The 21,987-nt window shown below is 70.8% G+C and carries 20 protein-coding genes and 2 tRNA genes; 15 read left to right on the top strand and 7 right to left on the bottom strand.

Going from position 1 to position 21,987, the window contains the following annotated elements; all coding sequences use genetic code 11:
* Window positions 1-327: 327 nt before the first annotated feature.
* The 4 genes from gyrB to ACLQ2N_RS15105 all read left to right on the top strand — a co-directional run bounded on the left by gyrB (window position 328) and on the right by ACLQ2N_RS15105 (window position 5,985).
* Complete coding sequence (gene gyrB / locus ACLQ2N_RS15120; protein ID WP_425813026.1) at window positions 328-2,415, top strand: DNA topoisomerase (ATP-hydrolyzing) subunit B; 2,088 nt, start codon at window positions 328-330, stop codon at window positions 2,413-2,415.
* A 68-nt stretch (window positions 2,416-2,483) separates the two neighbouring features.
* Window positions 2,484-5,138, top strand: a complete 2,655-nt coding sequence (gyrA, locus tag ACLQ2N_RS15115) for a DNA gyrase subunit A (RefSeq protein WP_425813024.1) — start codon at window positions 2,484-2,486, stop codon at window positions 5,136-5,138.
* A 93-nt stretch (window positions 5,139-5,231) separates the two neighbouring features.
* Complete coding sequence (locus ACLQ2N_RS15110) at window positions 5,232-5,831, top strand: DUF3566 domain-containing protein (RefSeq protein WP_425813022.1); 600 nt, start codon at window positions 5,232-5,234, stop codon at window positions 5,829-5,831.
* A gap of 77 nt (window positions 5,832-5,908) precedes the next feature.
* Window positions 5,909-5,985 (top strand) — tRNA-Ile (locus ACLQ2N_RS15105).
* 70 nt (window positions 5,986-6,055) lie between these two features.
* Here ACLQ2N_RS15105 and ACLQ2N_RS15100 read toward each other — a convergent pair.
* Both ACLQ2N_RS15100 and ACLQ2N_RS15095 read right to left on the bottom strand, forming a co-directional pair.
* The gene (locus tag ACLQ2N_RS15100; protein ID WP_425813020.1) at window positions 6,056-6,418 is read right to left on the bottom strand and encodes an SCO4225 family membrane protein; all 363 of its coding nucleotides are present in this window, start codon (window positions 6,416-6,418) and stop codon (window positions 6,056-6,058) included.
* 133 nt (window positions 6,419-6,551) lie between these two features.
* Complete coding sequence (locus ACLQ2N_RS15095) at window positions 6,552-6,935, bottom strand: DUF6344 domain-containing protein (RefSeq protein WP_425813018.1); 384 nt, start codon at window positions 6,933-6,935, stop codon at window positions 6,552-6,554.
* 295 nt (window positions 6,936-7,230) lie between these two features.
* Here ACLQ2N_RS15095 and ACLQ2N_RS15090 point away from each other — a divergent pair, with 295 nt between their 5' ends.
* On the top strand, window positions 7,231-7,365 hold the full coding sequence (locus ACLQ2N_RS15090) for a DLW-39 family protein (RefSeq protein WP_221939369.1): 135 nt from the start codon (window positions 7,231-7,233) through the stop codon (window positions 7,363-7,365).
* Between the two features lie 385 nt (window positions 7,366-7,750).
* Window positions 7,751-9,085, top strand: a complete 1,335-nt coding sequence (locus ACLQ2N_RS15085; RefSeq protein ID WP_425813234.1) for a hypothetical protein — start codon at window positions 7,751-7,753, stop codon at window positions 9,083-9,085.
* A 21-nt stretch (window positions 9,086-9,106) separates the two neighbouring features.
* Here ACLQ2N_RS15085 and ACLQ2N_RS15080 read toward each other — a convergent pair whose 3' ends face one another.
* Together ACLQ2N_RS15080 and ACLQ2N_RS15075 are read right to left on the bottom strand one after the other, a co-directional pair.
* A complete protein-coding gene (locus ACLQ2N_RS15080; protein WP_425813016.1) occupies window positions 9,107-10,525 on the bottom strand; it encodes a serine/threonine protein kinase in 1,419 nt (472 codons plus the stop codon).
* A gap of 58 nt (window positions 10,526-10,583) precedes the next feature.
* A complete protein-coding gene (locus ACLQ2N_RS15075) occupies window positions 10,584-11,132 on the bottom strand; it encodes a DNA-binding protein (protein WP_425813014.1) in 549 nt (182 codons plus the stop codon).
* 168 nt (window positions 11,133-11,300) lie between these two features.
* Between ACLQ2N_RS15075 and ACLQ2N_RS15070 the strand changes: the two genes are divergently transcribed.
* The 6 genes from ACLQ2N_RS15070 to ACLQ2N_RS15045 all read left to right on the top strand — a co-directional run bounded on the left by ACLQ2N_RS15070 (window position 11,301) and on the right by ACLQ2N_RS15045 (window position 16,997).
* Window positions 11,301-11,373 (top strand) — tRNA-Ala (locus tag ACLQ2N_RS15070).
* Window positions 11,374-11,550: 177 nt separating this feature from the next.
* On the top strand, window positions 11,551-12,123 hold the full coding sequence (locus ACLQ2N_RS15065) for a hypothetical protein (RefSeq protein ID WP_425813012.1): 573 nt from the start codon (window positions 11,551-11,553) through the stop codon (window positions 12,121-12,123).
* An 11-nt stretch (window positions 12,124-12,134) separates the two neighbouring features.
* On the top strand, window positions 12,135-13,313 hold the full coding sequence (locus ACLQ2N_RS15060) for a peptidoglycan-binding protein (RefSeq protein ID WP_425813010.1): 1,179 nt from the start codon (window positions 12,135-12,137) through the stop codon (window positions 13,311-13,313).
* Window positions 13,310-14,041, top strand: a complete 732-nt coding sequence (locus ACLQ2N_RS15055) for an ABC transporter ATP-binding protein (RefSeq protein WP_425813008.1) — start codon at window positions 13,310-13,312, stop codon at window positions 14,039-14,041. Before ACLQ2N_RS15060 ends, ACLQ2N_RS15055 begins: the two co-directional genes overlap by 4 nt.
* On the top strand, window positions 14,038-15,324 hold the full coding sequence (locus ACLQ2N_RS15050) for an ABC transporter permease (RefSeq protein WP_425813006.1): 1,287 nt from the start codon (window positions 14,038-14,040) through the stop codon (window positions 15,322-15,324). The genes ACLQ2N_RS15055 and ACLQ2N_RS15050 overlap by 4 nt, the downstream gene beginning before the upstream one ends.
* 14 nt (window positions 15,325-15,338) lie before the next feature.
* Window positions 15,339-16,997: a sensor histidine kinase gene (locus tag ACLQ2N_RS15045; RefSeq protein WP_425813004.1), complete on the top strand. Its 1,659-nt coding sequence runs from the start codon at window positions 15,339-15,341 to the stop codon at window positions 16,995-16,997.
* Here the strand turns inward: ACLQ2N_RS15045 and ACLQ2N_RS15040 are convergent.
* Window positions 16,983-17,687 carry a response regulator transcription factor gene (locus ACLQ2N_RS15040; protein ID WP_425813002.1) on the bottom strand — a complete coding sequence of 235 codons (705 nt, stop codon included), beginning with the start codon at window positions 17,685-17,687 and terminating at the stop codon, window positions 16,983-16,985. The genes ACLQ2N_RS15045 and ACLQ2N_RS15040 overlap by 15 nt on opposite strands.
* Window positions 17,688-17,845: 158 nt before the next feature.
* On the bottom strand, window positions 17,846-18,586 hold the full coding sequence (locus tag ACLQ2N_RS15035) for a DUF5324 family protein (protein WP_425813000.1): 741 nt from the start codon (window positions 18,584-18,586) through the stop codon (window positions 17,846-17,848).
* Window positions 18,587-18,922: 336 nt separating this feature from the next.
* Between ACLQ2N_RS15035 and ACLQ2N_RS15030 the strand changes: the two genes are divergently transcribed.
* Window positions 18,923-19,450 (top strand): peptidylprolyl isomerase, encoded by a 528-nt coding sequence (locus tag ACLQ2N_RS15030; protein WP_425812998.1) that lies wholly within the window; start codon window positions 18,923-18,925, stop codon window positions 19,448-19,450.
* Window positions 19,451-19,594: 144 nt separating this feature from the next.
* Window positions 19,595-20,503, top strand: coding sequence for a rhomboid family intramembrane serine protease (locus ACLQ2N_RS15025; protein ID WP_425812996.1), 909 nt, complete (start codon window positions 19,595-19,597; stop codon window positions 20,501-20,503).
* A gap of 304 nt (window positions 20,504-20,807) precedes the next feature.
* On the opposite strand, the gene crgA is transcribed toward ACLQ2N_RS15025, so the two are convergent.
* Window positions 20,808-21,062: a cell division protein CrgA gene (crgA, locus tag ACLQ2N_RS15020; RefSeq protein ID WP_361033578.1), complete on the bottom strand. Its 255-nt coding sequence runs from the start codon at window positions 21,060-21,062 to the stop codon at window positions 20,808-20,810.
* 141 nt (window positions 21,063-21,203) lie between these two features.
* Between crgA and ACLQ2N_RS15015 the strand changes: the two genes are divergently transcribed.
* Window positions 21,204-21,971 carry a DUF881 domain-containing protein gene (locus ACLQ2N_RS15015; protein ID WP_425812994.1) on the top strand — a complete coding sequence of 256 codons (768 nt, stop codon included), beginning with the start codon at window positions 21,204-21,206 and terminating at the stop codon, window positions 21,969-21,971.
* Window positions 21,972-21,987: the final 16 nt, after the last annotated feature.

The following is a 21,987-nucleotide window of genomic DNA, read 5'->3' as shown; positions in this document are numbered from 1 at the left end:
CGCAGCCGGATCTGAGCCGTGTACCGGCTGCCCAGGGGCCGGATGACGTGGCATGTGAAACCAGGTGGTGGTGAACGGGCGTCCCTCACCGTAGCGGAAGGCTGACAGGCCGAAGCGCTCAACGCCTGCGTGAGCCCCTTGAGGCCCCGTCCCGAATATGGGGAGTCGTCAGCCGCTCATTCAGGGCGGCACATGCGTACTCAGGTGCCCGCAAACCCCCATTCGGGTCGGCGCTACCGGTAGACTGATGAACAATCCCGCGTCTTGCGGGATTCGTCGATACAAGCCGAACGACGCAGCCGCTCCCGCCTGCCCGGAGAACGGCCTGTGCTGTGCCAGAAAGGGCGCTTCGTGGCCGATTCCGGCAACCCCAACGAGAACATTCCGTCCACTCAGGGCGAGGGCGACGCCGCTCCCGCCCAGGCCGAGGCGCAGCCCTCGTACGACGCCAGCGCGATCACCGTGCTGGAGGGTCTGGACGCGGTCCGCAAGCGACCTGGCATGTACATCGGCTCGACCGGTGAGCGCGGTCTCCACCACCTCGTGCAGGAGGTCGTGGACAACTCGGTCGACGAGGCCATGGCCGGGCACGCGGACACCATCGACGTCACGATCCTCGCCGACGGCGGGGTGCGCGTGATCGACAACGGCCGTGGCATCCCGGTCGGCATCGTGCCGTCCGAGGGCAAGCCCGCCGTCGAGGTCGTCCTCACCGTCCTGCACGCGGGCGGCAAGTTCGGCGGCGGCGGTTACGCCGTCTCCGGTGGTCTGCACGGCGTCGGCGTCTCCGTCGTCAACGCCCTGTCCACGCGGGTGGCCGTCGAGGTGAAGACCGACGGGTACCGCTGGACCCAGGACTACAAGTTCGGTGTCCCGACCGCCCCGCTGGCGCGTAACGAGGCCACCGACGAGACCGGTACGAGCGTCACCTTCTGGGCCGACGGCGACATCTTCGAGACGACCGAGTACTCCTTCGAGACGCTCTCGCGCCGCTTCCAGGAGATGGCCTTCCTCAACAAGGGCCTCACCCTCAAGCTGACCGACGAACGCGAGTCGGCGAAGGCGACGGCCGGCGCGGACAGCGCCGAGGCGGTGGACGTTCCCGAGGAGGAAGTGGCCCGCTCGGTCACGTACCACTACGAGAACGGCATCGTCGACTTCGTCAAGTACCTCAACTCCCGCAAGGGCGATGTCATCCACCAGTCGGTGATCGACATCGAGGCCGAGGACAAGGACCGGCTGCTGTCGGTCGAGATCGCCATGCAGTGGAACACGCAGTACAGCGAGGGTGTCTACTCCTTCGCCAACGCGATCCACACGCATGAGGGCGGTACGCACGAGGAAGGCTTCCGCGCCGCGCTGACCTCCCTGGTCAACCGGTACGCCCGTGACAAGAAGCTGCTCCGCGAGAAGGACGACAACCTCACCGGCGAGGACGTCCGCGAAGGTTTGACCGCGATCATCTCGGTGAAGCTGGGCGAGCCGCAGTTCGAAGGCCAGACGAAGACCAAGCTGGGCAACACGGAGGCCAAGACCTTCGTGCAGAAGGTCGTCCACGAGCAGCTGACGGACTGGTTCGACCGCAACCCCAACGAGGCGGCCGACATCATCCGCAAGGGCATCGCCGCCTCGACCGCCCGCGTGGCGGCCCGCAAGGCGCGCGACCTGACCCGTCGCAAGGGGCTGCTGGAGAGCGCCTCGCTCCCCGGCAAGCTCAGCGACTGCCAGTCGAACGACCCCACCAAGTGCGAGATCTTCATCGTCGAGGGTGACTCCGCCGGCGGCTCGGCCAAGTCCGGCCGCAACCCGATGTACCAGGCGATCCTGCCGATCCGGGGCAAGATCCTGAACGTCGAGAAGGCCCGGGTCGACAAGATCCTCCAGAACACCGAGGTCCAGGCGCTGATCTCGGCGTTCGGCACCGGGGTCCACGAGGACTTCGACATCGAGAAGCTCCGCTATCACAAGATCATCCTGATGGCGGACGCCGATGTCGACGGCCAGCACATCAACACCCTGCTGCTGACGTTCCTGTTCCGCTTCATGCGTCCGCTGGTCGAGGCCGGCCATGTCTATCTGTCGCGCCCCCCGCTGTACAAGATCAAGTGGGGTCGCGACGACTCCGAGTACGCGTACTCGGACCGCGAGCGGGACGCCCTGGTCGCGCTCGGCAAGCAGAACGGCAAGCGGATCAAGGAAGACTCGATCCAGCGCTTCAAGGGCCTCGGGGAGATGAACGCCGAGGAGCTGCGCGTCACCACGATGGACGTCGACCACCGGGTGCTCGGCCAGGTCACGCTGGACGACGCGGCGCAGGCCGACGACCTGTTCTCGGTGCTCATGGGTGAGGACGTCGAGGCGCGGCGCTCGTTCATCCAGCGCAACGCCAAGGACGTCCGCTTCCTCGACATCTGAGTCGGCCGAACAAGGAGGAGGGTCCGGCGACCCTCCGAACCGCAGCCGCGAAAGGACTTTGACCAGCAATGGCCGACGAGAACACCCCCGCACCCGTGACGCCCGAAGAGGTTCCGCCCGTCGAGGGCGTGGGTATGCGTGTCGAGCCCGTCGGGCTCGAGACGGAGATGCAGCGCTCCTACCTCGACTACGCGATGTCCGTCATCGTCTCGCGTGCGCTGCCCGACGTGCGGGACGGCCTCAAGCCCGTCCACCGCCGGGTGCTGTACGCGATGTACGACGGCGGCTACCGGCCCGAGAAGGGCTTCTACAAGTGCGCCCGCGTCGTCGGTGACGTCATGGGTACGTACCACCCGCACGGCGACTCCTCGATCTACGACGCCCTGGTCCGCCTGGCCCAGCCCTGGTCGATGCGCATGCCGCTGGTGGACTCCAACGGCAACTTCGGTTCCCCGGGCAACGACCCGGCCGCCGCCATGCGGTACACCGAGTGCAAGATGATGCCGCTGTCCATGGAGATGGTCCGGGACATCGACGAGGAGACCGTCGACTTCCAGGACAACTACGACGGCCGCAACCAGGAGCCGACGGTCCTCCCGGCGCGTTTCCCGAACCTGCTGGTCAACGGCTCCGCCGGCATCGCGGTCGGCATGGCGACCAACATCCCGCCGCACAACCTGCGCGAGGTCGCGTCCGGTGCCCAGTGGTACCTGGAGAACCCGGAGGCATCGCAGGAGGAGCTGCTGGACGCCCTGATCGAGCGGATCAAGGGCCCGGACTTCCCCACCGGCGCGCTGGTCGTCGGCCGCAAGGGCATCGAGGAGGCGTACCGCACCGGACGCGGCTCGATCACGATGCGCGCGGTCGTGGCGGTCGAGGAGATCCAGAACCGCCAGTGCCTGGTCGTCACGGAGCTTCCGTACCAGACCAACCCCGACAACCTCGCGCAGAAGATCGCCGACCTGGTGAAGGACGGCAAGGTCGGCGGCATCGCCGACGTGCGCGACGAGACCTCCTCCCGTACCGGCCAGCGCCTGGTCGTCGTACTGAAGCGGGACGCGGTCGCCAAGGTCGTCCTGAACAACCTGTACAAGCACACCGACCTGCAGTCGAACTTCGGCGCCAACATGCTGGCGCTGGTGGACGGGGTGCCGCGCACCCTGTCGATCGACGCGTTCATCCGCCACTGGGTGACGCACCAGATCGAGGTCATCGTCCGGCGTACGAAGTTCCGGCTGCGCAAGGCCGAGGAGCGCGCGCACATCCTGCGCGGCCTGCTCAAGGCCCTCAACGCCATCGACGAGGTCATCGCCCTCATCCGGCGCAGCCAGACCGTCGAGATCGCCCGCGAGGGCCTGATGGGCCTGCTGGAGATCGACGAGCTCCAGGCGAACGCGATCCTGGAGATGCAGCTGCGCCGGCTGGCCGCGCTGGAGCACCAGAAGATCACCGCCGAGCACGACGAGCTCCAGGCGAAGATCAACGAGTACAACGAGATCCTGGCCTCGCCCGCGCGGCAGCGGCAGATCGTCAGCGAGGAGCTGGCGGCGATCGTCGACAAGTTCGGCGACGACCGGCGTTCCAAGCTGGTGCCCTTCGAGGGCGACATGTCCGTCGAGGACCTGATCGCCGAGGAGGACATCGTCGTCACGATCTCCCGCGGCGGCTATGTGAAGCGCACCAAGACGGACGACTACCGCTCGCAGAAGCGCGGCGGCAAGGGCGTGCGCGGCACGAAGCTCAAGGAAGACGACATCGTCGACCACTTCTTCGTGTCCACGACGCACCACTGGCTGCTGTTCTTCACCAACAAGGGCCGGGTCTACCGGGCCAAGGCGTACGAGCTGCCGGACGCCGGCCGGGACGCGCGCGGCCAGCACGTGGCGAACCTGCTGGCCTTCCAGCCGGACGAGCGGATCGCGCAGATCCTCGCGATCCGCGACTACGACGCCGCGCCCTACCTGATCCTGGCCACCCAGGGCGGCCTGGTGAAGAAGACCGCGTTGAAGGACTACGACTCACCGCGCTCCGGTGGCGTCATCGCGATCAACCTGCGCGAGACGGCGGACGGCGCCGACGACGAGCTGATCGGCGCGGAGCTGGTCTCGGCCGAGGACGATCTGCTGCTCATCAGCAAGAAGGCCCAGTCGATCAGGTTCACCGCGACGGACGAGGCGCTGCGCCCGATGGGACGCGCCACCTCGGGTGTCAAGGGCATGAGTTTCCGCGAGGGAGACGAACTGCTCTCGATGAATGTGGTCAGGCCCGGTACTTTCGTGTTCACTGCCACCGACGGCGGGTACGCGAAGCGGACCGCGGTCGACGAGTACCGCGTCCAGGGCCGCGGTGGCCTCGGCATCAAGGCCGCCAAGATCGTGGAGGACCGGGGCTCGCTGGTCGGCGCGCTGGTGGTCGAGGAGACGGACGAGATCCTCGCCATCACGCTCGGCGGCGGTGTGATTCGTACGCGAGTCAACGAAGTCAGGGAGACGGGCCGTGACACCATGGGCGTCCAACTGATCAATCTGGGCAAGCGGGATGCCGTCGTCGGCATCGCCCGCAACGCCGAGGCGGGCCGCGAGGCCGACGAGGTCGACGGACCCGTCGACAGCGACGCCGAAGGCGGGACGACCGGGGCGACGACGGCCGACGAGGCCGCCGGCAGCACGGTCGACAGCAATGTCGAGGGCACGTCGCCCTCGACCGGGGAGCACGAGGAGTAGAGCGTGAGTGGAGCCACGGGCGCCGGTTCGGCCGCTTCCGGAGCGGGAGGTAACGGTGCCCGTGGCCCCGCCACGGACTCCCAAGGGGGCACTGTGACGGATACACGGGGCCCTCAGCCCCAGTACGAGGGTTACGCGACCGGGCCGCTGCCCGGTGAGCGGGAACCCGCACCCGGTCAGGCGGGCCCGTACCACCCGCCCCAGGCCTACCCCTCGCCTCCGGGCGGGACGCAGGGCGGTGGGCGGCCCTACGGCGCTCAGCAGGGCGCGGGACCGGCTCAGACGGCCCGCAAGCCGCGGACGGGGGCGCGGACCACTCCGCGTACCCGCAAGGCGCGCCTGCGTGTCTCCAAGGCCGATCCGTGGTCGGTGATGAAGGTCAGCTTCCTGCTGTCCATCGCGCTCGGCATCTGCACGGTGGTGGCGTCGGCGGTCCTGTGGATGGTGATGGACGCGATGGGCGTCTTCTCCACCGTGGGCGGCACCATCAGCGAGGCGACCGGTTCCAACGAGGGCAACGGCTTCGACCTCCAGGCGTTCCTGTCGCTGCCCAGGGTCCTGGTCTTCACCTCGGTCATCGCAGTGATCGACGTGGTCCTGGCCACCGCGCTGGCCACCCTGGGCGCCTTCATCTACAACCTGTCGGCGGGCTTCGTGGGCGGCGTCGAGCTCACGCTGGCGGAGGACGAGTAGGTCGGCGGGTATCGATTTTGGGACTGGCCCCGACGTGCGCTAATCTTCAGAAGTCAGCGCGACGGAAACAGCGCGGCGGGGCTATAGCTCAGTTGGTTAGAGCGCATCCCTGATAAGGATGAGGCCACAGGTTCAAATCCTGTTAGCCCCACCAGCACGAAGGCCCTCCACCGGGAACGGTGGGGGGCCTTCGGCGTTGTCGGGACGTCAGCCCGGGTGCGGTGTCATCTCGTGGCGGTACGCCGCAGCCGGCCGCGCAGCGTCTCCGTGAGGGCGCCCAGGACGAACGCCTGGACCAGGGCGCTGACGACGACTCCGCCGGCCAGGAACCAGTAGGAGACGGCGTCCGGGCCGCCGATCCGCATGCCCACCATGGCGAACAGCAGCGAGGCCGGGGCGGTGAGGAGGAACGGCCAGACGCCGACGAAGCCGGGGTCCCCGTAGGTCGCGACGGCCGCCTCGAACACGATGGAGGCGCCGACGATCCCCAGGTAGACGGCGGAGACGGGGTTGGCGAAGGTCAGACGGAACAGGGCGCGAGCGTGCATGGGGTTCCCCCGGGAGTAGTCGTGCTTGGTGGTCCTCATGCTTCTGGCGGGCGCTGTTCCTGGCGTGAGTACACGTACTCAACCGGCATGTGTTCCGGCGCGGGCGCACGGGAAAGCCCCCGTCCGGTGTGAACCGGCCCGGGGGCTCAGGGGATCAGGTGCGGCGGCGCTGTCACGGTGGGAGGAGCGAGGCGTCCTGTGCCGGAGTGCCGTGCGAGGCGCGGGCGGAGCCCGTGGCGTTCACGGTGTTCCTGGTGTCGGCGGACAGATGCCGGGTGGCGGGTGAGGAGCCGTGGGCCTCGGCCCGGATGCGCTGCTTCATCGTGGGGGGCAGTGCCCGGTCACGCGGAAGGGTCCATCGCACCGAAGGTCCGGTCGCGGTTGCGCGGGCGGCGGGCGTGTGCTCGTGGACCGTGGCCGCCGGCTCCGTGTTCGTGTTCGCGGCCGTGACCTGCGCGGCGGTGGCCGTGGAGCTCGCGAGGCCCAGTGCCGCGAGGAGTGCGAAGAACGCGGTGACGAAGGCGGTCCAGATGTTCTTGGCCGTGACGGTGCTCATGGCCCCTCACTTTCGGGTGGTCCGGTTTGCTTACCTTTCCGATGATGTGGATCCGGCCCGCGATTTCGTGGACCGACGCCGCGCATGCGCCGATCTTCAGATGAACACCACTCGTATGGTTCAACCGGCCCGTTCCGGCTTCCGGCGGGTGCTTCCGCGGGGCACGCACAGAGGGGCGCCTGCCGCACTCCGGCAGGCGCCAATTGGGTTGCGGGGAGGTCACCGGTCGATATCGGCCGGTGTGTATAGTCGGGCGGCAGAAGTCCCCTACGCCAACGAAGGACGAGGTCGCGCGGTGAAGAAGCTTCTCCTGGTCGCACTGGCCGCCATCGGCGGGCTCCTCGTGTACCGCCAGATCCAGGCGGATCGCGCCGAGCAGGATCTGTGGACGGAGGCGACCGACTCCGTGCCCGCGGGTTCGGGTGCCTGAGACGGAACAGCCTGGTAGGGAGCCCCGGTCGCCGACGCGGCCGGGGCTTCGTGCTGTTGCGGGACCGTGACGGCTGTGCACGTGAGTTCACGCAAGCGAATTAATAGCGTGCGGAAGCAAAGATGTCGCAGGGTGAGGGTGCGGGAGCCCGGCTGCCGGCTGAGCCGAAGGGCGGGGACGGGTGGGACGGAGGCGCGGACAAGCGGGGTGATTCGGCCGCCTCCGCAGACAGGTGCGGTACGGGAGAGGCAGGATGGGCCGTCGTTGCGGCCGCGGGGGCTGCCGCCATGGCCGCGATTCCGGCCGTGTTCGTATGGGTACGCGGCCGCTGACGGGCAGCCGCACGGATGACGAGGGGAAGCGCGTGATGAGGCGGCGCAGCAGGATGCGGGGGGCGCTGGCGGTGGTGGCGGCGGTGTTCGCGGTGGCGGTGCTGCCGGGACAGGCGTACGCGGCCGGTGCACCCGGCTCGTACACCTTCGATCCGGGCGCCGAGTCGGTCGGCGGCGCCGACATCAGCGCCGAGGCGTCGAAGCTGGAGCCGGACGGGGTCTACAAGAGCGCGATCCGGAGCGGGCAGAAGCTGTACTACCGGCTGGACCTGGACGCGAAGACGAACGCCTATGTCTCCGCCGTCGTCGTGCCGAAGGGCGGCGGCAAGGTGGCGTACGGGGACGGGATCACCCTCAGCGTCCGGGACAGCTCGGATGACGAGTGCAGCTCGCAGGACGCCATGTTCGGGACCGCGCAGTACCCGCGCCCCATCGCCGCCTACGCCTCCCGGCGGATCGACAAGGACGGCATCTGCCAGGACGCCGGTACGTACTACGTGCTGATCGAGCGGGAGAGCAAGGGGACCTCCGACCAGGGGGAGTGGGGCCTGGAACTGCGTTACACCTCCGAGCCGGAGCTCGCCGAACCCTCCGCCATGCCCACCACCGCTCCGTCGTCCTGGCCGTCGGCTTCGCCTCAGCCGCCCGCCGCCGCCACGGTCAAGGACCGGCGCGGGGGCGCCGGTTACTACGACGCCACGAGCCTGGAGACCGGTGAGTGGAAGGACCGGATCGAGCCCGGGCAGACCCTCTTCTACCGGGTGCCGGTGGATTGGGGCCAGCAGCTGTTCGCCACCGCGGAACTGAGCAACAGCACCTCCGAGAAGAGCGCGTACGTCGGCAGCGCACTGGCGGTGTCACTGGAGAACCCCGCGCTGGGGCATGTCGCCGATGTGTCGCCCATGTCCTATTCGGGAAAGCCGATTTCCGTCCCCTTCGACCCGCTGCCCCCGGTGGCGTACCGGAACCGGTACGACTCCAGTGACGATGTCGGCGGGATGCGGTTCGCGGGCTGGTACTACCTCTCCGTCTCGCTGAGCCCGGAGGTCGCCAAGGCGTACGGGCAGAAGCCGATCGCGCTGACCCTCAAGATCAGTGTGAGGGGTGAGGCGGGGAAGTCGCCGTACAAGGGGGACGCCGGGATCTTCGCCGTCACCCAGGGCGACAAGGACGCGGCGCGCGAAGGTCAGAGCGGGGCGCAGGCCGCCGAGGCCGGGAGCGAGCGCGGCACGATGAAGCTGGTCGCGGCGGGCGGAATCGGCGTCGGCACCGTGCTGGTGCTCTGGCTCGGGGCGTGGACCCTGCTCGCACGGCGCCGCGCGGCCGCCGCCCCGGCCGCACCCACGGGCGGGCAGCACCCCTACGGCGGGCCGCCCCAGGCTTGGTAGGCCGGGCGGCCGTCCCCGTACTCAGACCTGGGTCAGCGCCCAGATGCCCACGGCGAAGCAGATCAGCGCCACCAGCAGGACCGGGACCGCCACCTTCGGGGACGGTCCCGGACGCGTTCCCGGGGTGGATGCCGGGGCCGGGAAGGGGGCCGGCGCTTGCTGGGGAGCCGTGTAGGGGTGGGTGAAGGACCGGTCGTGGGGGCGGGGGGCCGACGCGTGCGAGGGCGCCGCGTCGGGGGCGGTGTAGCCGGCCGGGTTCGGATAGCCGTACGGGGCCGCGGGTGCGGCGGTGTGCGGGGTGTTGTGTGCGGGAACGGCCGGCCCGGGAGGCGGAAGGTGGAAACTGCCCGTCTCGGAGAGGGAAGCCGGTGCGGAGGGGTAGGGCTGCGGCTGCTGCCCGCCGGGGTGCGGGCCGGTCGGCTGGGGCGCCGTCGGCTGGGGGGCTGTCGGCTGGGGCGCTGTCGGCTGGGGCGCCGAGGCTTCCTGGGGCGACGGAGGGGCGGCCGGCAGGCCGCTTGTCCGAGGATCCGGTGAGTGCGCTGCCGCCGTCCCGCCGGACCGCAGGGGGCCGTCGGGGCCGAAGCCCTCGGGCAGCGGGCCGATCTGATCGAAGACCTCGACCGGCTCCTCGGCGTCCGAGGGCTCGGGGAGCATGTCGACGGCGGCGTTCAGAGCCTTGCGCGCGCCCGTGGCGGTACGGAAACGGTCGTGCGGATCCGGTTGCAGGAGCCCCGCGATGACCTGCCACAAAGGCTCCGGGACGCCGTCCGGGGCACTGGGCGTGCCGTGCTCCGCGAAGTGCTCGATGAGCGCCTGGGAGTCGGGCTTGGTGCCCTGGAGCAGATAGAGGGCGACCAGGCCGACCGCGAAGAGGTCCGCCGGGAAGTCCGGTTCGGCGCCCATCATCTGCTCGGGCGCGAAGTAACCGAGCGTCCCCACCACGTAGTTCGTCTCGGTGAGGCGGGGCTCGCCCTTGCGCATGGAGATGCCGAAGTCGGACAGCCGCAGATGCGGCCGGCCCCGACCGGTTGCCTCCATGAGGATGTTGGCCGGTTTGATGTCCCGGTGCACGACGCCTTCGGCGTGCACCGTCGAGAGGCCGGACAGCAGCTGATCGAGCAGGGTGCAGACGAAGCGAGGGGGCAACGGGCCGTAGTCGCCGATGACATGGGCCAGCGAACCGCCGCTGACGAGGTCCATGGTGAACAGGACCTGGTCGTCGTCGGCGGCCCAGCTCGCCGGTGCCAGCACATGGGGGTGCTCGATGCGCAGCGCCTGTTCACGGACGAAGCGGAGCAACGTGTGCGCGTCACTCTGCTGGAGAACCTTGGCCGCCACATAGCGGCGGCGCCGGTGGTCCCACGCGCGCCACACGGCACCGACGCCACCGCGTCCGATCGGATCGACCAGTTCGTACCGTCCGGCGAAGACCTCACCCATGGCGCTGCGCCCGCTCCCCGTTCATGTTCCGGCCCGTGCCCCCCGTACCGTGCAGGGCCTAGCTCTGGTGGCTCTCGTAGTGCGCCACCGCTTCCGCGGTGCGCCCCGCTCCGTACACCCGGAGGAACTCTGCCAGTTCCGGGTGCGTCGGGGCGAGGGAGTCCGCGGCATCGATGATGTCACCGGCCGCCGCGACCGAGCGCAGCAGCGACTGGATCTCCCGGACCACCCGGCGCACGGTGGGCGCCCCGCCGCTCGACGTGGTCTGGCCGGTGCCCGAGAGGACCGAGCCGCCCTGGGACTTCTTGATCTCCTCCATGCGGGCCGTGGCCTCGCCGGCGCTGACGCTGCCGTCGGCGACCTGGCCGGCCAGCTCCTGCAGGGCCTGGACCCGCTGGACGACCGCCGGATTGCCGATCTTCGCGCGCTGACCGCTCATGAGCTGGGAGAGCATGGGAGCGGACAGTCCGAGCGCCGCGGCGAGGCGGGCCTGGTTGAGACCGAGGTCGTCGATCAGCCTGCGGAAGAGTGCCCCCAACGGCTCGCCGTACCAACTGCGCTGCAGATCTCTGGCTCTGGCCGTGGCCTCTTGCTGCGCTGCATCCATTGCGTCTCCCCTTCGCATCCGCTTCGCTGCTGCGAACCTCGACCAGCATCTTACGGAGCGTGGTCGCACACGGGGAGTCCCCGTATTTTTGCATGATCACGGGGGTGAGCCGGTACTCTGTTCTGCGGCGGTGGCCGGAACATCGAGGTGTTCGGGCTGCGTGCTGTCGGGGCCTTAGCTCAGTTGGTAGAGCGCTGCCTTTGCAAGGCAGATGTCAGGAGTTCGAATCTCCTAGGCTCCACATCCCCAGAGGTCCTCCGACCTGCGGAAACGCGGGTCGGGGGACCTCTTTGCATCGGCCCGTGGCGGACCGCACGGCAGTCGGACAGGTTCTTCAAAGGTTCTTCATCGTTCCGCTTCTACGTTCGCCCTGCCCGCCGCACCCGCGGCCGGGCCCGACAGGGAGAGCGGGAGAACGATGAGGACGAACCGGGTACGGCCGGCCGTCGCGGCCTCGGTCGTGGCCTTCGTACTGGCCGGTTGCGGCGGGAGCGACGGCGGCGCGGAGGTCCCTACGGCCGGCGGCGGGAAGGTGTCGGCCCCGGCCGAGAGGGGAAGGGCCACGGACGACGTGGCGGCGTACGTGAAGGCGCAGCGCGCGTACGCGACGTGCCTGCGGGAACACGGCGTGGACGCACCGGACCCCGACGCGAAGGGCACCATCGACTTCGGCGCGGGCGACCAGCGGCGCGACCTGAAGCAGGACCCGAAGTTCAGGTCCGCCCAGGAGAAGTGCGCCGGGTACGTCTCCGCCGTGCCCGAGAGCATCGAGAAGGGCAACCAGCCCAAGCTGTCGGCCGCCCAGATCGAGGTGAAGCGCGAATACGCCGCCTGTATGCAGAAGAACGGCGCCGCCGACTTCCCCGACCCCGGCCCCGACGGCCTCGGCCAGGGCGAGTGGGACCAGAGCGCGGCCGGAGCGAAGCGGGCCGCCCGGATCTGCGGGCCGATCATCGGCGTCCCCGAGAACGCGGGCCCGGGCAAGGGCTGAGCGTGGAGACGGTGACAGACCTCGATGAGAAGCGTGGCGCTCGCGGACGGCGGATGTTCGTCGTCGTCGCCGGCGCGGCCGTCGTGGCGGCGGTCGCGGTGACCGGAGCCCTCGGGCTCGGTGGCGGCGGGGACGAGGGGCCACAAGCCCTTCCGAGGACCGGCTCGACCGTTCCCGTCACCCGGGCGACACTGACCGAACGCACCACGGTGGACGGCACTCTGGGGTACGGCCCGGAGACCCCGCTGCCGGTCAAGGCGACCGGCACGGTGACGTGGCTGCCCGCTTCCGGCACGACGGCGGAGCGCGGTGACACGCTGCTGCGCGTCGACGACCGCCCGACCGTGCTGCTCTACGGGGCGCTGCCGATGTACCGCGACCTGGGCCTGGCTCGGACCGCCCCGGCCGCCCCCGAGTCCGATGAGTCCGGCGAGTCCGGTGAGTCCGGCGAGTCCGCCGAGGGCGCGCCCCCGGCCGCACGCGAGCCCGAGCCCGTACGGGGCATGGACGTCATGCAGTTCGAGACCAACCTCGCCGCTCTCGGCTACACGGGCTTCACGGTGGACGAGATGTTCACGGAGGAGACCGCCGCGGCGGTCGAGCGCTGGCAGAAGTCGCTGGGTCTGCCGCAGACCGGCACGGTCGGCGTCGGGGACGTCATCTACGGCGCCGGGCGGATACGGATCGGCCGACCGGGCGTCCGGGTGGGCGCCGCCGTCGGCGAGGGCGCTCTCACCTACACGGGCACGACCCGCAAGGTCGTCGTCAACGCCTCGGCGGCCGAGGCGTCGTGGGCCGTGCGCGGCGCCGGGGTGACGATCCGGCTGCCCGACGAGAACGCCGTGAAGGGGCGGGTGGCGTCCGTGGGGAAGCAGGCGGACGAGGCCGAGGAGGGCGGCGGCACGGGCGCGCGGGCGGCGACGGTGCCGGTGACCCTCACCATCAAGGACCAGCAGGCCGTGGGGAAATGGGAGAGCGGACCCGTGACCGTCGAGTACGTGGGGCGGCGTGCCGAGAACGTGCTGACCGTCCCGGTCGCCGCCCTGGTCGCTCTCGCGGAGGGCGGCCACGGCCTGGAGAAGGCGGACGGCACGTTCGTCGCGGTGAAGACCGGGCTGTTCGCGGAGGGGGACGTGGAGGTGAGCGGTCCGGCGGTCCGCGAGGGCCTGAAGGTGAGGATCCCGGAGTGAGCGGGGACTCGCCGGCGCACGGCGCGGGCTCTTCGGCGGTCGTGGAATTCGACGCCGTCTCCAAGACGTATCCGGGCGGGGTGCACGCGGTGCGTGACGTCAGTCTGCGGATCGGGCACGGGGAGCTGGTCGCCGTCGTCGGGCCTTCGGGCTCCGGCAAGTCGAGCATGCTCCACCTGATGGGCAGCCTGGACCGGCCCTCCGCCGGCCGTGTGCTGATCGACGGCCACGATGTGGCGAAGCTGTCCGATCGGGAGATCTCTGCTCTCCGGGCCGGCCGGATCGGCTTCGTCTTCCAGCAGTTCCACCTGGCGGTCGGCGTCCCGGTGCTCGACGCGGTCGGTGACGGCCTGCTCTACGCGGGGGTATCGCTGCGCCGCCGCAGGGCCCGGGCAGCCGCCGCGCTCGCCCGGGTGGGGCTCAGCCACCGCGTCCACCACCTCCCGCATCAGCTCTCCGGCGGTGAGCGGCAACGGGTCGCGGTCGCCCGCGCGGTCGTCGGCGACCCCGCGGTCCTGCTGGCCGACGAGCCGACCGGCAACCTCGACTCCGCTTCCGGGGCGGCCGTACTGGAACTGCTGCACGGGCTGCACGCGGCAGGCACCACGGTCGTCGTCATCACCCATGACCGGGAGATCGCCGCCGGGCTCCCCCGCCGCCTCGACATACGCGACGGCCGGCTGACCGGTGACGTCACCCGCGCCGCGACGACCGGGGATCTCCGATGACGGACCGCACGCATACGTCCGGGCCGACCCGGGAAGAGGCCGGGGCCCGCTCGCCGTTCCCACCCCGGCAGGCGCGAAACGGAAGGCGGGGCCCGTCCCGGCCGCGACCCGCCCGGCTGCGCCCCGCCGACGTCGTACGGCTCGGCTCCACCGGGCTGCGCACCCGCCCCCTCCGGGTCTTCCTCTCCGCCCTCGGGATCGCCATCGGGGTCGCCGCCATGATCGCGGTGGTCGGCATCTCCGGCTCCGGCCAGGCCGAGGTGGACCGCAGGCTCGACGCGCTCGGGACCAACCTGCTGCGGGTCGCCCCCGGCGAATCCCTGTCCGGGGAGAAGGCCGAACTCCCGGAGGAGTCCGTGGCGATGGTCCGCCGCATCCCGCCGGTGCGGGAGGTCGCCGCCACCGGCGAGACCGGTGCGCACGTCTACCGCAACGAACGCATCGCCGTGGGGCGGACCGGATCGCTGAGCGTCCTCGCGGCGGACACCGGTCTGCTGCCCGCCGTCGGCGGCCGCCTCCGCGAGGGCCGCTGGCTGGACTCCGCCACCGAGGAGTACCCGGCGGTCGTGCTCGGGGCGACGGCCGCCCAGCGGCTGGACGTGTACCGGCCGGGCACCCGGGTCTGGATCGGCGGCCTGTGGTTCTCGCTGATCGGCGTGCTCGACCCGGTGCCGCTCGCCCCGGAACTCGACAGCGCCGCCCTGGTCGGCCGGCCGGCCGCGCGTACCTACCTCCGTTTCGACGGCCACCCGTCCACGGTCTACGTACGGGCGGAGGACAGCCGGGTCGCCGCGGTGCGGGACGTGCTCCCGGCCACGGCGTACCCCGCGAAGCCCGGCGAGGTCCGCGTCTCGCGGCCCTCGGACGCGCTCGCCGCCCGCGAGGCCACCGAGTCCGCGCTCACCGGGCTTCTGCTGGGGCTCGGCGGCGTGGCCCTCCTGGTCGGCGGTGTCGGCGTCGGCAACACGATGGTGATCTCCGTACTGGAACGGCGTACGGAAATAGGGCTGCGCCGCGCGCTCGGTGCGACCCGGGCGCAGATCCGCACGCAGTTCGTGATGGAGTCACTGCTCCTGTCGCTCATCGGCGGCCTCGCCGGAACGGTCCTGGGGACGCTGATCACCTCGGGGTACGCCCTCAGCCGCGACTGGCCTACGGTCGTGCCCGCGTGGGCGAGCGCGGCGGGCATCGGATCGACCCTGGTCATCGGCGCGGCAGCCGGGCTATATCCGGCGGTAAGGGCCAGCAGGCTCTCGCCGACCCAGGCGCTGGCCGGCACATAACGAGAGGGGACAGGGTGAGCTTCCGGATCCGGGCCCTCGGCCTGCTGATGCTGATCGCGATGACCGCCACAGTGGCCACCGCCTGGCTGACCTTGCGCCAGGCCAACCGCCAGGTGCGGGAGACCGTCACGGCCGGTCAGCAGGACACCTCCCGGATCGCCGGGGAGCTGCGCGCGTACGGGCTGGCGCACGCCACCTGGGACGGGCTCGCGCCGACGGTCGCGGCGCTCGCGAAGGGCACCGGGCAGCGCATCCGGGTGGCCACGGAGACCGGCGCGCTGCTCGCCGACTCGGACACCCTGGCCGGCCGTGCACCGCGTGCGGTGAGCGGCCGGCCGCCGGTGCTGGTCGACGCGCGCCCCACGCTGCGGCTCGCCGGGGGACAGGTGCGGCGGGCCTCCATGAAGCAGACCGCCTCCGCCGTCGCCGCCTACCGTTCCTACGCCGCCGACGCGGTCTGCCTGACCCGCGCGGGGGCCGCGGTCGTCACCGGGGCCGGTGCCTTCGGTGTGCCGACGGTGCGCGCGGACCGCAGGCCCGCCCAGTGTCCGGAACCCACGGACGCGTACGACCCGCTGACCCCTCGGGACCTCGACGCGCTGCGGTCGTGCGAGTCCGAGAAACGGTTCTCCGACTGTTTGCAGCGGGTCTTCGGCGAGCGCGTCGCCTCCGTGGCCCCGCCCCGCCTGGAGGTCGGGCTCGGCTTCCGCGACGAGGCGCCGCCCACGCTGGCCGTCGCGCCCACCGTGGCCGTCGCGGGGGGCGTGGCCCTGGTGGTCATCCTGGGCGGGCTGCTGCTGAGCAGGGCGGTCCTGCGCCCTGTCCGCGCTCTGACGCGCGCCGCGACGGGGCTGGGCGAAGGCGACCTGGGGCGGCGGGTGCCCGCGTCCGGGCGGGACGAGATCGCGCAACTCGGCGGGGCCTTCAACCGCATGGCCGACTCGCTCCAGACGAGCGAGGAGCACCAGCGCCGCCTGACCAGCGACATCGCGCACGAGCTGCGCACCCCGCTGGCCAATCTGCGGGGCTATCTCGAAGCCCTGCGCGACGGGGTCCTCGAACCGACCCACGAACTCCTCGAATCCCTCCACGAGGAGGCGCTGTTGCAGCAGCGGATCGTGGACGACCTGCGGGACCTCGCGCTGGCCGAGGCGGGCGCGCTCGCCTACCACCCCAGGGACGTCGATCTCCGCGAACTGCTGGAGACGAGCCACCGCGCCCATCTCCCCCAGGCACGGAGTGCGGGCATCACGCTGGCCCTGGTGGCGCCACGACCGGTGTACGCGCGGGCCGATCCGGACCGGCTGCGCCAGGTCGTCGGCAACCTCGTCGGCAACGCGCTGCGCGCCACCGCCCCGGGGGGAACCGTGACCCTGGCCCTGCCCCGGGACGGCGTCCGGGCCGTCATGGAGGTACGCGACACGGGCACGGGGATAGCGGCCGAGGACCTGCCACGGCTCTTCGACCGTTTCTGGCGGGCGGACGCCTCGCGGGACCGGGCCACCGGAGGCAGCGGACTGGGGCTCTCGATCGCCCGCCAGATCGTCGCCGACCACGGGGGCGTCATCGAGGTGCGCAGCACGGTCGGGGAGGGTACGACGTTCGCGGTCGCCCTCCCCCCGGCGCCGGACGGCCGCTCCCAGGCGGAGGGGGAAGCCTCAGGACGGCGCTGAGACGGGATCGTCCGCGAGGCGGTAGCCCCTGCCGTACACCGTCTCCACATGGCGGGGGCCGTCCGGGCCCGTCCCCAGCTTTCGCCGCAGGTTCATCACGTGGGCGTCGACGGTCCTTTCCAGTACGTTCCGGTCGAAACCGAAGACGCGCTCGATGATCTGGGCGCGGGTGAAGACCCGGCCCGGCTCCCGCGCGAGCGTCTCCAGGATGGCGAACTCCTTGGCCGTCAGTTCCACCGGCCGGCCCGCCACCCGGACCTCGAAGCGCGCGGTGTCCAGCTCCACCGCGCCGACCCGCAGCACCGCGGGCCCGTCGCCGCCGGACCGTCCCGAGCGGCGCAGCAGCGCCCGCACCCGGGCGGTCAGCTCGCGCGGGCTGTACGGCTTGGTGAGGTAGTCGTCGGCGCCGAGGTCGAGGCCGAGAAGCATGTCCTCCTCGGTCACCCGGGCGGTGAGCAGCAGGATCGGTACATCGGACTCGGTGCGCAGGATGCGGCACACGTCGAGGCCGTCGACGAGGGGGAGCATGACGTCCAGAACGATGAGGTCGGGACCGGCCGAGCGCGCCCGTTCCAGCGCCGCCCGGCCATCCGCGACCACTTGGACGGCGTGTCCTTCTCTTTCGAGATAGATCCGGATCAGACGGGACTGCTTCGCGTCGTCCTCGGCGACCAGAATGCGAGCGCTCACGTTCCCCCTCCACGGCCTCCTGCCGGTGTCCGAACGTTAGTACAGAACGGTCCGTGCGAAAGCGGGTGCGGAGTGGGGGCCGGGCACGCGGGCGGGCGCCGGGAGACCTCGTGGTCCTCCGGCGCCCGTCCTGGTGCGTGCGGTCCCGTGTGCGCGGGTCAGGCGCGGTCGTCCGGGTCCGTGCCGTCCACGGCGTCCGGACCGTCCTCGCCGGCCGCCTCGGCGTCGGCCTGCTTGGCCTCGACCTCGGGGTCCAGGAGCGTCGAGGCGTGCGGGCTCCCGTCGACGGAGGAGAGCGGGGCGCGGTCGTCGACCTCGGTGGGGGCCGGCGGCTCCACCAGCCACTCGGGGTTGGCCTGCTTGTCCCACCAGCGCCACACCGCGTAGCCCGCGCCCGCGAGGAGACCGGTCACCGCCAGGCCCTTGAACGCCTTGCCCGCCCTGGCCCGCCGCTCGTGCTTCCGGGCCAGCTTGCGGATCTGCTTCGCCGTGACCTGCCCGCGCAGGGCGGCCACCGCGGCGGCGCTGCGAGCGGCGGCCTCCTCCGCCACCGGCTGGGCGGCGGCCCGGGCGCTCTCGATGCGCGGGACGGTGTAGTCCGCGGCGCTGCGGGCCGCCTGACGGGTGCGGAGCGCGGCGCGCTGGGCGACCTCGTCAACCTTGGGGGGTACGTGCGTGCGGGCGAGCTCGATACGCGGGGCGACGTGCGCGCCGTACTGCACACGGGCCTGCTTGGCTGCCTTCGACACCTTCGGTGCGAGCAGCGTGCGGGCCTCGTGCGCATAGTGAACGGCCTGGTCCTTGGCCGAGTCGGCGTAGGGCGCCACCACTTCCGCGGCGTGCTGCACGCTGTCCCTCGCCGAGTCGGTTGCGGCACGCACGCTGTCGATGCGGGTCACGGGATCCTCCTCCTTGGTGGCGGGTAGGTACTCCGCCTTTCCACCCAATTCGAGATCATGCCTGCGTGGGACCTGTGCGGCATGCGGGGCGGGCATCCGGGTCATTCGGTACCTTCCGACGACCATGCCACGGTTCGTCGCGGATCGCGCCGGTTCGTCACGCACTTGGCCGCATCGTCCGTGCCGCGGGGGCACGGAGGCCGCCGGCTCTCGCCTCGGACGGCGCGGACGCCGACCGTGCAAGGATCGGAACGTCGGGCCGGTCGGCGGACAGGACCGGGCCGGTGCGCGGCGCAGACGCGCAGAGCACACGTGCAGACTCACGGAAGGCAGATCGTGGCCGAGCAGCTTTACGCCACCTTGAAGACCAACCAGGGCGACATCGAGATCCGGCTCCTGCCGAACCACGCTCCCAAGACGGTCAAGAACTTCGTCGAGCTCGCCAACGGGGAGCGTGAGTGGACCCACCCCGCGACCGGGGCGAGGTCCACGGACCGGCTGTACGACGGGACCGTCTTCCATCGCGTGATCAGCGGTTTCATGATCCAGGGGGGAGACCCTCTGGGGAACGGTACCGGCGGGCCGGGGTACGAGTTCAAGGACGAGTTCCACCCGGACCTCGCCTTCAACAAGCCCTATCTGCTCGCCATGGCCAACGCCGGACCGGGCACCAACGGCTCGCAGTTCTTCATCACGGTCGCGCCGACGGCCTGGCTGACCGGCAAGCACACGATCTTCGGTGAGGTGTCCAACGACGCCGGCAAGAAGGTCGTCGACGCCATCGCGGCGACCGCCACCAACGCGCGTACCGACCGGCCGGTGAACGACGTGATCATCGAGTCGGTCGTCATCGAGACGCGCTGATCGCCCTTCGCGTCCGTCCGCTCACCCTCCGACTCCACGTTCGGGAACCAACCGCCCCGCCCGTCCGTATGTCATGACAGAACGGACGCGCGGGGCTGTGTCGCGCGCACCCGCGACGACGAGGACCGAGGGGACCGGGAAGCCATGGGACCGAGGGACCAGCAGCCGCCGGGAACGTCCGGACCGCCCCCGCCCGCGGAGGGGCCGGCCCCCTGCTACCGGCACCCGGGCCGGGAGACGGCGGTCCGGTGCGTCCGCTGCGACCGGCCCATCTGTCCGGACTGCATGATCGGCGCGTCGGTCGGCTTCCAGTGCCCGGACTGCGTCCGCCAGGGGTCCGGTACGGGGCACGGCGCGTCCGCCGCCCGGCCGCGCACACTGGCCGGGGGCGTCGTCGCGGCGGACCCCAGGCTGATCACCAAGATCCTGATGGGGATCAACGTCGCCGTGTTCGTCGCGGTATGGGCCGACGACGCCCTCCTCGACCGCCTGATGCTGCTCGGCCGTGCCAGCTTCTCCTACGGAGGGCCGCCCGAAGGCGTCGCGGAGGGCCAGTGGTACCGGCTGGTGACGTCGATGTTCCTGCACCAGGAGGTGTGGCACATCGCCTTCAACATGCTGGGCCTGTGGTGGCTGGGCGGGCCGCTGGAAGCGAAGCTGGGCCGTGTGCGCTTCCTCGCGCTCTATCTGCTCTCCGGGCTGGCGGGCGGCGCCCTGACGTACTGGCTCGCGGAGCCGAATCAGCCGTCGCTGGGAGCCTCGGGGGCCATTTACGGTCTGCTGGGCGCCACTGCCGTACTGATGCGCCGGCTGAACTATGACATGCGGCCGGTCATCGCGATCTTCGTGCTCAACCTGATCATCACCTTCAACCCCTGGGGCGGCATCGCCTGGCAGGCCCATGTCGGGGGGCTGATCGCCGGAGTGCTGATCGGGATCGGCATGGTGCACGCCCCGCGCGAGCGGCGCGATCTGGTGCAGTTCGGGACCTGCGCCCTGGTCCTCGCGGCCGTCGTCCTGATCGTGATGACGAGAACGGCCGCCCTCACCTAGGGGTGCCGGGAGGCGGGTGTGGACCATTTGTGACCGAAGTTGTCCACAGGGTTCCACCGGAGGACGCTGATCTTGTGCATATCGCGGGTACACCTGTGCCCCTTGTCCTGAGCTGGGTTTTTCCAGTCGGGACAAGGGGCGTGGCACCCCGGGGCGGGGCGGCCGCGGTTGCGTCGGCGTCAACGGCCTGAGAGTTATCCACAGATCGTCTGACCTTTTCCCCCACCTGTGGATAACGCTGTGGGTAACTCAGGGCAGGGGTTGCGGAGCAGGGCCGGAGTGTGGTTCTACGCGGTCGCGCGGCCTACTTCCACTGCGTGGAGACGCCGAAGCCACCGGCGATGAAACCGAAGCCGACGACGATGTTCCAGTTCCCCAGTGACTCCACCGGCAGATCGCCGTCGGTCACATAGAAAACGACGATCCAGGCCAGCCCGATCAGGAAGAGCGCCAGCATCACGGGCGCCACCCAGCTGCGGCTGGTCAGCTTTATGTTGGTCGCCTGCTTCGCCGGGGGTGGCGTGAAGTCGGCCTTCTTGCGGATCCGTGACTTCGGCACGAGGAACTCTCCTGTCGATGCGCTGCGTGACCGCGCAGGGAACTGTGGCTGGCGCCGGGGCGGGGCGCGAGGGGGAATGTGGCCTCCCCCGGGCGTCCGTTAGCGTAGTCCTTCCGTGGCACCGAAGGAGATAAGGGTACGTTGAGCAATTCTGCCGACTCTCCCCCCGGGCCGGTCCGCCGCACCTTCCGGCACCCGGTCAGAGTGCTCACGGCTGCCGTTTTCGCCCTTGCCGGACTCATCTTCGTGACCAGCGCGAATACGGCGAAGGGCACCAATATCCGCACTGACGCCTCACTGCTCAAGCTTTCCGACCTCATCCAGCAGCGCAGCGAGAAGAACGCCTCCCTGGAGGAGTCCGCCGCGTCCGTGCGCGGGGACATCGACCGCCTCGCCCAGCGCGACAACGGCAGCACCAAGGCGGAAGCCGCCCGGCTCAAGGCGCTCGAGCGGACGGCGGGCACCGCCGAACTGTCCGGCCGGGCCGTCTCCGTCACGCTCGACGACGCCCCGCCCAACGCCACCGCCAGTCCCGGCTACCCCGACCCGCAGCCCAACGACCTGGTCATCCACCAGCAGGACCTCCAGGCGGTCGTCAACGCCCTGTGGCAGGGCGGCGCCAAGGGCGTGAAGGTCATGGACCAGCGGCTGATCTCCACCAGTGCCGTGCGCTGCGTCGGCAACACCCTGATCCTCCAGGGCCGGGTCTACTCACCCCCGTACAAGATCACCGCGGTGGGCGACCCCGGGGCGCTGCGACGGGCGCTCGACGCCTCGCCGGCGATCCAGAACTACCTGCTGTACGTGCAGGCGTACGGGCTCGGCTGGAAGGTGGACGAGCAGGGGGCGACGACCCTTCCCGGCTACTCGGGCGCGGTGGACCTGCACTACGCGGAGCCGGTGAAGTAGCAGACGGCGACAGGCG

It is taken from the genome of Streptomyces sp. DT224 (genome assembly GCF_049844595.1).
In the GTDB taxonomy this organism is placed as follows: domain Bacteria; phylum Actinomycetota; class Actinomycetes; order Streptomycetales; family Streptomycetaceae; genus Streptomyces.
This window is presented reverse-complemented; position numbering and strand designations above follow the sequence as displayed.

Coding starts and splice junctions, on each gene's coding strand:
- ACLQ2N_RS15025 (WP_425812996.1), top strand. CDS start 19,595: ATGGGACCGAGGGACCAGCAGCCGCCGGGAACGTCCGGACCGCCCCCG.
- gyrA (WP_425813024.1), top strand. CDS start 2,484: ATGGCCGACGAGAACACCCCCGCACCCGTGACGCCCGAAGAGGTTCCG.
- ACLQ2N_RS15075 (WP_425813014.1), bottom strand. CDS start 11,132: ATGGATGCAGCGCAGCAAGAGGCCACGGCCAGAGCCAGAGATCTGCAG.
- ACLQ2N_RS15095 (WP_425813018.1), bottom strand. CDS start 6,935: ATGAGCACCGTCACGGCCAAGAACATCTGGACCGCCTTCGTCACCGCG.
- ACLQ2N_RS15100 (WP_425813020.1), bottom strand. CDS start 6,418: ATGAGGACCACCAAGCACGACTACTCCCGGGGGAACCCCATGCACGCT.
- ACLQ2N_RS15065 (WP_425813012.1), top strand. CDS start 11,551: ATGAGGACGAACCGGGTACGGCCGGCCGTCGCGGCCTCGGTCGTGGCC.
- ACLQ2N_RS15080 (WP_425813016.1), bottom strand. CDS start 10,525: ATGGGTGAGGTCTTCGCCGGACGGTACGAACTGGTCGATCCGATCGGA.
- ACLQ2N_RS15050 (WP_425813006.1), top strand. CDS start 14,038: ATGACGGACCGCACGCATACGTCCGGGCCGACCCGGGAAGAGGCCGGG.
- ACLQ2N_RS15085 (WP_425813234.1), top strand. CDS start 7,751: ATGCGGGGGGCGCTGGCGGTGGTGGCGGCGGTGTTCGCGGTGGCGGTG.